This is a genomic window from Actinoplanes sp. NPDC051859 (assembly GCF_044452725.1).
In the GTDB taxonomy this organism is placed as follows: Bacteria; Actinomycetota; Actinomycetes; order Mycobacteriales; family Micromonosporaceae; genus Actinoplanes.
This window is the reverse complement of sequence record NZ_JBITBX010000026.1, coordinates 26,146-37,328: the sequence shown is the minus strand read 5'-3', so window position 1 is coordinate 37,328 and position 11,183 is coordinate 26,146. Positions and strand designations below refer to the sequence as shown.

Here is an 11,183-nt window from a genome sequence, read left to right as displayed (position 1 = left end):
CACTCACCCTGGTGTGGAAACAGCCCCATACCTCGGACGACGCCGAACAGGCAGTCCTGCTCGCGTTGGCCGGATATATGGCACAGGCACTACTGCGGGCCGAGCGCCTCGACTCCCGTGATCGCGTCGCCACGCTGCTGCAACAGGCCATGCTCACCGATCTGCCCGATGTCACGCCGCTGGAGATCGCCGCACGCTACGAACCTGCAGCCCACAACGAGCAGGTCGGCGGTGACTGGTACGACGCGGTACGCCTCGACGACACCATGCTCGCCTTGGTCGTCGGCGACGTGACCGGCCACGATATGCGCGCTGCCGCCCAGATGGGACGTCTGCGCAGCATGCTGCGCGCCTACCTCGTCGACCGCCACGAACCGCCCTCGGCGCTGCTGCGCCGCCTGGACCATGCGAACTTCGTCCTCGGTGACCCGGTCGTCACCACCGCTGTGCTGGCCTACGTGCAGCGCACCCCGCACGGCGGATACCAGGTGCACTGGGCGAACGCCGGTCACCCCGCGCCGGTGCTGCTGCATGCCGACGGCACCGTCATCCCCCTCGCCGGACGCGATGTCGTGCTCGGCGCGATACGCCGCACTTCCCGCACCAACCACACCCACGACCTGCCACCCGGCTCTACCCTGCTGCTCTACACCGACGGACTCGTCGAAACCCGCACCGAAGCCCTCGATCAGCGCAAACAACAACTCCGCGACAGCCTGTCCACCCAGGTGAACACGCCTCTGCCGGATCTGCTCGACAACGTCCTGCATCAACTCGTCGGCAGCGGGCACAAAGACGACATCGCGATGCTGGCGCTGCGTATTCCCGAGGGCGGCCAAGCAGAACCCTGACCCCGCTGCTCATCGCCTCCGGCCATGGGCTGGGTGGCAGGAACAGACCAGGTCGCGGAGAGCGGCTGATTCAGCCGGGCTTTCGTGCATATCGTTGCGGCGCATTTCCAGGAAGTTCGCCGCCCGTTGTCGATCTTGCGGGACGCTGCGGTCATGTCGACGAACCCCGGTGCTCCGGCACCACCACCAGCGCCGTTGGTCCGCGGCGCTGCTCGGCCCCCCCTGGCTGCTCCCCACACTGATCGCTGTGCTGACCGTACTCGCGGTGTCGCTGCTGCTGGCACGCTGCGGTGCGCAAGATTCTAGAAGGTCGGCTGATCGGGCAATCGCCGCGGCAGCACGGCGAGATGCCCGTAGAAATTCCTGATCGCCATCACAACCCGCTCGTAGTCGTCGAGGTCGATCGGCTTGGTGATGTAAGCGTTGGCGTGCCTGCTGTAGCTGGCAATGACGTCGCTGTCCAACGACGAGGTGGTGAACACGATCGTCGGAATCGACTTGAGCATGGGGTCGGCTTTGATCTCGGCCAGAGCCTGACGGCCATCCACGCGCGGCATGTTCAGATCCAGCAGGATCAGATCCGGCCGCGGCGCGTCCCGGTGCGCGCCCTCGCGTCGCAGGAACGCCAGGGCCTCGGAGCCATCGCCCACGTGGTGTAACTCGCTGCGGATGCTGTGCTCGTCGAACGCGTTCTCCACGAGGGCGAGGTCGCCGAAATCGTCCTCGACCACGAGTACCTGTAGCAGCGGCCCCTCAGGGGCCCCCGCTGGTGCCTCGCGCTGCTCGGCTTCTCTCGCCACCTGATCCACGCTACGCCAGAGTTCGCGGCCCGTCGCAGCGCAGGACTGCCGCACCGAGCGGGCTTAAGCGAATATCTCATTCCGCCCCGACGTTCTCGCGCCTTCGCGCATCATCGACGTTCAACGTCTACGAGGCCCTGCCACAACGATCACGCGCGATGATCCTGTGGGCCATGGCTAACACAATGTCCCGCCGACTGGCCGGAGAATCCACCCAAACCTGGCGTGACTAAACGCCACCAATACAGGTCAGATCCGACCCTCCGGGATCAGACGCCCTCTTAGTGCCCGTCCGGAAACCGGTTCAGGTGCGGTGATGTCGTGCGAGTCGGCGGTTCATGATGATGATCATTGACCATTGGACGATGGCGGCGTGATGTTCGGGTCGGCGTTCGTAGTCGCGGGCGGTGCGGCGGCATCGGCTGATCCAGGACAGGGTGCGTTCCACGACCCAGCGCCTCGGTAGGACCTGGAAACCGATCTGTCCGGCGAGTTTCGCAACGATCGTGACGGTGATGCCCAGGGCGGCCGCGACGTCGGTCAGGGTGCCGCTGTATCCGCTGTCGGCCCAGGTCAGCGTGACGTTGCGGTAGCAGGTGCGCACAGCCCAGATCAGAGCGCGGCCGGCGTGGCGGTCTTGCACGGACGCGGCGCTGACCGCGACTACGAGTAGCAGACCGATGGTGTCTACGGCGATGTGGCGTTTACGGCCGTTGACTTTCTTACCGGCGTCGTAGCCGCGACTGGTGCGGGCGACGGTTTCCGCGGCGCGTACTGACTGGGAGTCGATGATCGCCGCGGTGGGCTCGTGGTGGCGGCCGGACGCGGCGCGGACCTGCTCGCGCAAAGTGTTGTGCAGGTGGTTGACGGTGCCGTCCGCGCTCCAGCGGGCGTGGTAGTCGTAGACAGTCTTCCAGGGTGGGAAGTCGGCGGGTAAGGCCCGCCAGACGCAGCCATTGTGGGCCAGGTAGCGGATCGCGTCGACGATGTCGCGGCGCGGGTGTGTCGGTGGCCGTCCGCCGCGCCGCCCGGTCCGCCCCGCGGGGATCAGCGCGGCGATGACCTGCCATTCCGCGTCGGTGGTGTCCGACGGGTATCGCCGGAACCGCCTGCTGGGCAGGTGCTCGTCGGGCATGGCGGGGGTGGTGGATGCGCTGGAGCCGGCGACAAGGTAGAACGTCATACAGGGCCTTGGGGTCGAGCGTGTTTGGTGTGGTTACCTGCGCTCTTACCTCAAGGCCCGACCTATGTCAGCCCACCACGCCGCCCGGCCAGCCATCGACCTCCACCAGTTTCCGGACGGGCACTTAGAGATTTCGTCAAGTTGCAAGGGGATTGTGCCGGTCGGTCTACGCCCGCCACGATGGCTTCTGCACCCCGTCGACCAGTGCGGGCCTGTTACGGGGGCCTCGGTGGCGGAGAATTAGCTGACACGACGCTCCGCAGTGACTGCCGAGTGGCGTTCGGCGAGCGGCGGAGGTATGGATACGAGAAGTCATACGATCGCCTCTGACAGCGGTTACCGGGTCGTCTAGTCGCGGTGATCACGTCGGTAGCTATGTTGTCATGCAGGAGTCCGCCCATACTGACCCACCAGCGGTCGCAACCATGATCGCTGGTCTCACCGATGCGTCCGATATCCGCAGAGCTGTCTCGGATTGATGGACCGCTCTCTTCCATGAACCCTGTCAAAACAATCCCGGCGGCTTCGTCCACCGGTACGCCGGACTGGCCCAAGGCGAGTAGCTTGGCCTGCCGGTGACCACCCGTCACGTCGGACCGCCGTCGGCCCCCCGCTTTCACCCGGACTCTGCAACTTGTTCGGGCATCGAGTCTGGGCTGGCCCTGAACAGTGCTCGGCTTCCGATGACCTGACCTGGGCAAGCCTCTGCTGGCACGCTAGGCGGAGCTTCTACAGCGGCGCCGATTCATGCGAGTCGTGTCAACCATTACGCCTGGATTCTATATCCTTGCTCTTTTGACAACTGCGCCACCGCGATACCAATACGCCATTGGCAGTAACGCACGCTGGCCCACGTGAGGCCGCCCGCAGTCGCCGTTACTGAGACTGCGAAGGCTGCGGCTCCGCCTGAGATTGGAATGATGAGGGAAAGGCCCGCAAAAACGCCCGAGTATGTCATCGGAAGCCAAAGTGTCAACCGTCCTACAGTAAAGGACAGCGGGCGATCCCACCAGGAACGCACCACTCGGACTGCCGCCGAAAGCCCGCCACCGACGAGTGCGGTCGCAATAAAAGCCACCGACAGTCTGGGCACTCGTCCCCCCTCCTTGGCAATTCGAACCTATCAGATTGAGTGCCGATCGATCACCCGATTGCACTAGGCCAACATCCCCAGAAGTGACGCGCCCCCGCGCACACGAATTTCTTCAATGACTAAGGAGGAAAAACCGTCTTATTGTGCGCACGCAGCCACGCAAAGAGACCCACTAGATCGAAAATCAACGCTTGAGGATATTTAATGGGAGACCACATGAAAGTTTAACTCTCAAGGTCTTCCCTCTTCCTCGATAGCGATAGAACTACTATCCGACACCCTGTTCTGCACCCTTATGGACATGAACCCCCGCTCCGATAGTTATCATGTCGTTCTCGCTCAAGCCGAGCCCTGCGGAGAATTGAATCAGGAGATATACTCCCGATTTCTGATTGATCCAGAGGGTCTTTGATTCATCCAACTCGGCACCAGGGGGGACCGGGGCAAATGATGCAGTTCCGTTAGCGACTGCCCGCCGCTCTTCACTTTTCATGAATTCGCGCGTAGCAGGATCAAGATCTTTTTCGGAATGGGTCTGCATGATTGCCTGCTGGCCGTTCACTGTAACCGTTTTACCCCCTGGTGGGCTCTCAACGTCTTTCGAGTTGAGGCTGATAAGAATATTCCCACCGGAATTTTTCAGCTCCTCGTTCGCGTTTTCCGACGGCACGAGAACCAGGTTATATGCGTTTTCTTTCTTGATCGTGAAGCCCTCGGGGATCGTGTCAATCGTGTACGCCTTGGGTTGCGCTCCGTCATATGCGACGAGCTTTGTTTTAGACGTGCGCTGTCCTTGCCCGGACTCTGCCCCCGCAGGAGTGTGATTGGAGCTGTTCACGGTGTATACCGAGGCGCCGACGGCGATCGCGGCAATAGCGAGCGCGGAGCCAGCAACCTGCTGGACGGTGCGGCGCTTGCGCCTAGCGCGGCGCCCACGGGCAAGATCAGCGCCTACCGTGTCCATGCTCGGCATCTGCTCCGGACCGGCCAATTCTTCTAGCTGCTGCTGCAGGTTCATCGTTACCTCTCAGGAAAAAATCGGCATGACGGACGGCGCATGCAAAGCGGCACGCAGATGGATTAAAGCCCGGGCGGTTTGGCTTTTCACCGTGCCTTCAGAGCAGCCCAGCGCCTCAGCCGTCTCGGTAACACTCAGATCATGGAAGTAGCGGAACACCACGGCCGCGCGCATACGAGGAGGCAGCCCCATGAGCGCGGCGCGGACTCCGCCCTCCATCGGGTGCTCATCACCGCCGTCGAAGGGCAAGTCGGGCAGCTGATCGGACGTCTGCTCCTTACGTCGCCAGATCCGCCGCCGCTCAGAGTGCAGCGCATTGACCAGGGAACGCCGCAGATATGCCGCCCGGTTCTCCGCGCGTTGAATCGCCGGCCATGACACATACACCCGTGTCAGGACCGTCTGCACCAAATCCTCGGCCAAATGACCGTCACCAGCAGTCAGCAACGTCGCCGTGCGCAACAGCCCCGCACGTTCCGTAACGACCAGCTCCTGGAACTGTAAATCTCGTTCGCCTCTCACACACCCTCGACGCATGTGCGACGACCGAGGTTGCATCCCCACCACAATTTGACCCTCGGTTTGCTTTGAAACACTCTCCGTTGACCGAGTGGGATCCGAAGATTCGATGCGTCGCATGGTGGGGGACTTTACGAGGCGGCAGGTTGCAGTTGGTAGTTAGCCTCGGGCCCCATGATTTCCCGTCGATCCCTTTTGCGTGCTACTACCGGCATCGCGGCCGCCGCGCCGCTATCCCTCGCCGTACCTAGCGCGGCTCTCGCCGACCCCGCCGCTGCCGGAGCCTCCGGGGCGAGCGTGCCCGCGACCCTGTCGGCTACCCGCGGCGCCGTCCCCACCGGCGTCGCGATCGCCCCAAAGCTCCCCCTCACCCACCTGTCCGTCAACGGCACCGCTTCGGTCCGGCTGCGCACCGAGAGCGGCTGGCAGCCGTGGCGCACCACCCCTGGGTGCTCAGCCGCGCCCGACGGCCGTGCCGCACAGCCAGGCATGCTGATCCCCGCTGAAGGCGCTCTCGACTACGAGGTGCGCGGCGAGGGCGTCTCGGTGGTCGAGATCAACACCGTGGACGGCCCACAGCGTACGGTCGCCGCCGTCCAGACCCGCCTGCCGATGAACGTCCCCCGGCAGATGTGCCCGCAGTACCTGAGCCGCGCGGCGTGGGGTGCCGACGAGTCGTACCGGTTCAACCCGGACGGCACCCCGAAGCTGGACCTGAAGTACTTCAAGGTGCAGACGCTGACCGTGCACCACAGCGGCGAGGACGTGCCGGTGGCCGACCCGATCGCGCACATCCGGGGCATCTACTACAACCAGGCCATCACGCAGGACTTCGGCGACATCGGCTACCAGCTGCTGATCGACGCCGACGGCCGGGTGTACGAGGGCGCGTACTCCGACCCGGACGCCGTGCCGGTCTTCGGTCCGACGCCGGGCCCGGACGGCCTGCCGCTGGCGGTCAACGGCGCGCACGTCGGTGGCTTCAACGGCGGCAACGTCGGGATCTGCCTGCTCGGCAACTACATGCAGGCCCCGCCGAGCGCTGCCGCGCTGCGCTCGCTCAAGGTGGTGCTCGCCCGGTTCGCCGCCACCGCCAAGCTCGACCCGCTGGCGACCACGGAGTACGTCAACCCGATCTCCGGGAAGAAGGCGACCCTCAACACCATCACCACGCACCAGGACTGGAACCGCGCCAACCCGGATGCCGGCGCCACCCTGTGCCCGGGTGACAAGCTTTACGAGCTGCTGCCCGGCATCCGCCAGGATGTTGCCGCGCTGGCGAAGAAGCTGCCGCCGATCACCGTGCCGGCCGGCAAGTAGGTCCGAGGTATCAGCCCGGTCGGTGTCTGCCGGCCGGGCTGCGTCGCTGCCTGTGAAGGTGGACCGACAAGTAGTTCAATAACGCAGACAGGCCGCCCACGACATCTGGCGAGATGTCGAGCGCGCCCTCTCTGAGCAGGGGAATTTCGAATGGATGCTAGCCACGTGGCGGCACTCGCTTGGCGCGGTACCTCGAACGCCATCTCGGAATGCACTGACCAGCAAGCCGGTCGGGAACTGCACGGATCGGCGGCCGAGCGTCGGCATTCAAGAACGCCCTCATATCTACTACCGTGGCGCGACTTACGGCTTCTTGCCGGCCACCGTCATCACCGCCGCAATGCTGCGGTGGAAATAAATTCTTACACCCGCCAAGAGGTAGACCGTCCACGTTGGTGCAAGTCAGCAGACGGGCCCGCCGGAAGCTTCATAAGTTAAGGAAACGGAAGAGGGCAGGCAGCCGACCCGCAGTACGAGGCTGCACAGCGAGGGACCCCTCTTTCCTCGGTCTAGCATCGTCGCAGGCAGAGTCTCTATACTCGGAGTTTATACACCGCGTGTATAGTCGCTAGCATGTCAGTCAATATTGCTTTGCTCGGCCTGTTGGAGAACGGCCCGCGGCATGGCTACGACCTCAAGCGCTCCTACGACGAGACGTTCGGCCGGGACCGGGCACTGCACTACGGCCAGGTCTACGCGACGATGGCCAGGCTGCTGAAGAACGGCCTCGTCGAGGTTGAGTCCGAGCCCGGCGCCGGGCCTGACCGCAAGCGCTACGCCATTACCGACGCCGGGGTCACCGACGTTGTCGAGTGGATCCGCCGTCCGGAACAACCCGAGCCGTATCTGCAGAGCACCCTCTACACCAAGGTCGTCCTGGCGCTACTGACCGGCCGCGACGCCGCCGCCGTGCTCGACGTCCAGCGCGGCGAGCACCTGCGTCTGATGCGCGAGCTCACCCGCCGCAAGCACGGCGGTGACCTCGCCGACGAGCTGATCTGCGACCACGCCCTGTTTCACCTGGAAGCCGACCTTCGCTGGCTCGAACTTACCGCGGCCCGGCTCGACCGGCTCGCAACCACCGTGCGCCCCTGACCCCCGCTGGGAGAACCGCATGACCGAGCAACCCCTCCTGACCGCCGATGATCTGCACCTCGACTTCGGCGGGACCAAAGCCCTCGACGGCGCCTCGCTTCAAGTCTGGGCCGGCGAAGTGATCGCCCTCATGGGGCCGTCCGGCTCCGGCAAATCGACCCTGCTGCACTGCCTCGCCGGGATCCTCACCCCCGACTCCGGCCGGATCGGCTACGCCGGGCGCGACCTCACCGCCATGTCCGACCGGGAACGCAGCGCCCTGCGTCGCGGCGAGTTCGGCTTCGTCTTCCAGTTCGGACAGCTCGTCCCCGAACTTACTTGTGCGGAAAATGTCGCTCTGCCGATGCGGCTCACTGGCACACCCCGATGTCAGGCGCACCGTACGGCCCTCGAATGGCTGGAACGCCTTGACGTCGCCGACGTGGCGGCCAAACGCCCCGGCCAGGCCTCCGGTGGGCAGGGACAGCGCGTCGCCGTCGCCCGTGCCCTGGCTACCCAGCCCCGCGTCGTCTTCGCCGACGAACCCACCGGTGCACTGGACTCCCTCAACGGGGAGCTGGTGATGCGGCTGTTCATCGAGGCCGCCCGGCAGACTGGGTCCGCAGTCGTCCTCGTCACCCACGAGCCGCGCGTGGCAGCGTACTCGGACCGGGAGGCCGTCGTCCGCGACGGTCGAGTTCGAGAACAGGAATACGCCCGATGAAGCGGATAGTGTTCGAACTCTGGCTAGGCCTCCGGATGAGTGTTGCGGGCGGCCGTGCCGGCTGGGCCCGGCTCGCCCTCATCGCGACCGGAGTCGGTCTCGGCGTCGCCGTCCTGCTGACCGTCGCGACCCTGCCGGCCGCGTTGTCGGCCAGCCAGGCCCGTAATCATGCACGCACCGAGCATCTAGTTCGTGACCTGCCACGTGACGACAACACGATGCTTATTGGCGTCATCACGACCAGGCATCATGGTGTCAGCATCTCCGGCCGCATGGTGCAGCCGGAAGGCTCGCGGCCACCGCTCCCACCCGGCATCTCTGCATTGCCGAGGCCCGGTGAGATCCTCGTTTCCCCGGCACTTGCTGACCTGATGGCTGACCAGCCGGATCTCGCCGCCCGGTGGAACGCCCGGGTGATCGGCACTATCGGCGACGACGGCCTTTCCGGGCCCGCTGAACTCTGGTTCTACCTGGGCGCTGACACCCTAACCCCGGAGAGCGGCTATCGCATCGACCGCTTCGGCGATGATCAACCGAACGACAGCCTCCCGCCCTTGCTGATACTCCTCGCCGCCGTCGGCATCGTAGTCCTCCTGGTGCCGGTGATGGTGTTCATCGCCAGTGCCGTACGGTTCGGCAGCGAAGTCCGCGACCAGCGGCTCGCCGCCCTGCGGCTCATAGGAACCGACACCGTCATGACTCGCCGCATCGCCGCCGGGGAAACTCTCACCGGGGCTGTTCTCGGCCTCGGCGCCGGCGCATTCCTCGCGATCGGCGTCGGGCTGCTGGCCCACAAGTACGCCTCAGGGGCGCTCAGCTTCTACCCTTCCGACCTGCGTCCCGTCCCCACGCTGGTCGTGTTGATTGCCCTGCTTGTCCCCACCATTGCGGTGTCCGCCACACTAACCGCCCTGCGCCGGGTCGCCGTTGAGCCGCTCGGAGTGGTCCGGCAGGCCCACGACGTCCGGCGACGGCTATGGTGGCGTCTTCCTTTGCCTGCCATCGGCGCCGCTCTGCTCTGGACGATAGGCGACGATGTCGCCGGTAGCTCCGGCCCCGCCGCGATGCGAGCTGCGGCAGGAACCGCCATCCTGCTGGTGGGGCTAGCTTTGCTGCTGCCCTGGCTGGTCGAGGCGGTCGTCCGACGGCTACGCGGCGGCGGCCTGCCCTGGCAGCTTGCAGTCCGCCGCCTGCAGGCCGACAGCAGCACCGCCGTCCGCGCCGTCTCCGGCATAGTCGTTTCGTTGGCCGGAATTATCGCGCTGCAGGGCCTCACGTCTGGCATCGAGACCAAGTTGGTCGGTGCCGGTGGTGGGACAGCCGGCGACTCGTACACGCATCAGATCTGGCCGAAGACCGCACTCCCCGAGCACGCCTGGACAGCCGCCCTCGCTGCGACACCCGGCGTACGTCATGCCGCCACAGCACGCACCATCCGGGTCAGAAGCGGCGCCACCTCGATCACCATCAAGATCGGGGACTGTGCGGTCCTGGCACGCTATGTCGACACGACCAGCTGCACCAACGGTGACGTCTACGGCCTCAACCTGCCCGACAGCACCGGAATCTACGAACTGGAGCACGGCGGCACCTGGGCGGCACCACTGCCAACCCGCCACGCCTCGACCGCCGAGGCGGCAAACTCACACGCATCGATGCTGCTAATCACTTCGGCGGCAGCGGCCAAAGTCCAGCTTCCGAAACCCCAAACTGAACTCACCTACGTTGTGCGCCTCGACACCGGCGACCCGGCTTACCTTGAACGGCTTCGGGACACCGCGGCCCGACTCGACCCGCAGGCCCAGATCGTCGAGCCCGGCAACCGTGGCGTAGCCGACGACATGCGCATAGCCCGGCAAGCACTACTGGTCGGCGTCGTCATGCTCCTACTGCTCATCGGCGCCAGCCTGGTCGTCAATGTCGCCGAGCAACTACGAGAGCGCCGCAAGGTTCTCGCCGTCCTGACCGCCATTGGTACGCCACGGCGCATCCTCGCCGGCTCAATACTGGTCCAAGCCGGCATACCCGTCATCATCGGTATGGTTCTTGCTGCCGGTGTAGGCAGCACGCTCGCCGCCGCACTAATGACTGTCATACATGCACCCGTCGCGATCGACTGGGCCGGCGTCGCCACTATGGGTAGCATCGCGGTCCTCGTCGTCGTCGTCGCCGCCGCGGCGACGATGCCCACCCTGCGGCGACTCACTCGACCCCGTAACCTGAGAAGCGAATAGAAGCCTGGCTGATCAGCCAATAATTAGCAGCCTTTGACGATCTCGTCCGGACCCTCGCAAGGCAGTTGGCCTCGATGTCTTGCGAGACGACTGCCTGAGCCGCGCATAGCAGCCAGTGGTGATATCTGGGTCGCATCTTGGCGAGTGGTAAGTCCCGCGTTGCCGGTAGTTTCTGGCTGTTCGCGCGATAGGTGGAGGGAAGTTGATCAGCTAGCGTGTCGCCTGCGCCGAGCCACCCCGGCTCTTCCCACCCCACCGACTCGCTGATAGCGGGGCGCTACCGGTTGATCATGCCAATCGGTGCGGGCGGTATGGGAGTGGTATGGCGGGGCCAGGATGAGATGCTGCAGCGTCCGGTGGCGGTCAA

General features: G+C 65.0%; 9 protein-coding genes. 5 read left to right on the top strand and 4 right to left on the bottom strand.

Annotation, left to right across the window (positions count from 1 at the left end; genetic code table 11):
- A partial coding sequence (locus ACIA1L_RS32710; protein ID WP_396076932.1) for a PP2C family protein-serine/threonine phosphatase occupies nt 1–851 on the top strand: 851 nt, incomplete at its 5' end.
- A 302-nt stretch (nt 852–1,153) separates the two neighbouring features.
- On the opposite strand, the gene ACIA1L_RS32705 is transcribed toward ACIA1L_RS32710, so the two are convergent.
- From ACIA1L_RS32705 to ACIA1L_RS32690, 4 genes are all read right to left on the bottom strand, one after another.
- The gene (locus tag ACIA1L_RS32705) at nt 1,154–1,660 is read right to left on the bottom strand and encodes a response regulator (RefSeq protein ID WP_396076931.1); all 507 of its coding nucleotides are present in this window, start codon (nt 1,658–1,660) and stop codon (nt 1,154–1,156) included.
- 295 nt (nt 1,661–1,955) lie between these two features.
- Nucleotides 1,956–2,834, bottom strand: coding sequence for an IS5 family transposase (locus ACIA1L_RS32700; protein ID WP_396076930.1), 879 nt, complete (start codon nt 2,832–2,834; stop codon nt 1,956–1,958).
- A 1,361-nt stretch (nt 2,835–4,195) separates the two neighbouring features.
- Complete coding sequence (locus tag ACIA1L_RS32695) at nt 4,196–4,945, bottom strand: hypothetical protein (RefSeq protein WP_396076929.1); 750 nt, start codon at nt 4,943–4,945, stop codon at nt 4,196–4,198.
- Nucleotides 4,946–4,954: 9 nt separating this feature from the next.
- Nucleotides 4,955–5,467, bottom strand: coding sequence for a SigE family RNA polymerase sigma factor (locus ACIA1L_RS32690; RefSeq protein WP_396076928.1), 513 nt, complete (start codon nt 5,465–5,467; stop codon nt 4,955–4,957).
- Between the two features lie 171 nt (nt 5,468–5,638).
- Here ACIA1L_RS32690 and ACIA1L_RS32685 point away from each other — a divergent pair, with 171 nt between their 5' ends.
- The 4 genes from ACIA1L_RS32685 (at nt 5,639) to ACIA1L_RS32670 (ending at nt 10,816) form a co-directional block, all read left to right on the top strand.
- Nucleotides 5,639–6,784 carry a peptidoglycan recognition family protein gene (locus tag ACIA1L_RS32685; protein WP_396076927.1) on the top strand — a complete coding sequence of 382 codons (1,146 nt, stop codon included), beginning with the start codon at nt 5,639–5,641 and terminating at the stop codon, nt 6,782–6,784.
- Nucleotides 6,785–7,357: 573 nt separating this feature from the next.
- The gene (locus ACIA1L_RS32680) at nt 7,358–7,879 is read left to right on the top strand and encodes a PadR family transcriptional regulator (protein WP_396076926.1); all 522 of its coding nucleotides are present in this window, start codon (nt 7,358–7,360) and stop codon (nt 7,877–7,879) included.
- Nucleotides 7,880–7,898: 19 nt separating this feature from the next.
- A complete protein-coding gene (locus ACIA1L_RS32675) occupies nt 7,899–8,582 on the top strand; it encodes an ABC transporter ATP-binding protein (RefSeq protein ID WP_396076925.1) in 684 nt (227 codons plus the stop codon).
- Entirely contained in the window at nt 8,579–10,816 is a 2,238-nt protein-coding gene (locus ACIA1L_RS32670) for an FtsX-like permease family protein (protein ID WP_396076924.1), read from the top strand. Before ACIA1L_RS32675 ends, ACIA1L_RS32670 begins: the two co-directional genes overlap by 4 nt.
- Nucleotides 10,817–11,183: the final 367 nt, after the last annotated feature.

What these genes read in the sequence shown, in the direction of transcription:
- ACIA1L_RS32700 (WP_396076930.1), bottom strand. Translation starts at nt 2,834, where the DNA reads ATGACGTTCTACCTTGTCGCCGGCTCCAGCGCATCCACCACCCCCGCC.
- ACIA1L_RS32695 (WP_396076929.1), bottom strand. Translation starts at nt 4,945, where the DNA reads ATGAACCTGCAGCAGCAGCTAGAAGAATTGGCCGGTCCGGAGCAGATG.
- ACIA1L_RS32685 (WP_396076927.1), top strand. Translation starts at nt 5,639, where the DNA reads ATGATTTCCCGTCGATCCCTTTTGCGTGCTACTACCGGCATCGCGGCC.
- ACIA1L_RS32680 (WP_396076926.1), top strand. Translation starts at nt 7,358, where the DNA reads ATGTCAGTCAATATTGCTTTGCTCGGCCTGTTGGAGAACGGCCCGCGG.
- ACIA1L_RS32675 (WP_396076925.1), top strand. Translation starts at nt 7,899, where the DNA reads ATGACCGAGCAACCCCTCCTGACCGCCGATGATCTGCACCTCGACTTC.
- ACIA1L_RS32670 (WP_396076924.1), top strand. Translation starts at nt 8,579, where the DNA reads ATGAAGCGGATAGTGTTCGAACTCTGGCTAGGCCTCCGGATGAGTGTT.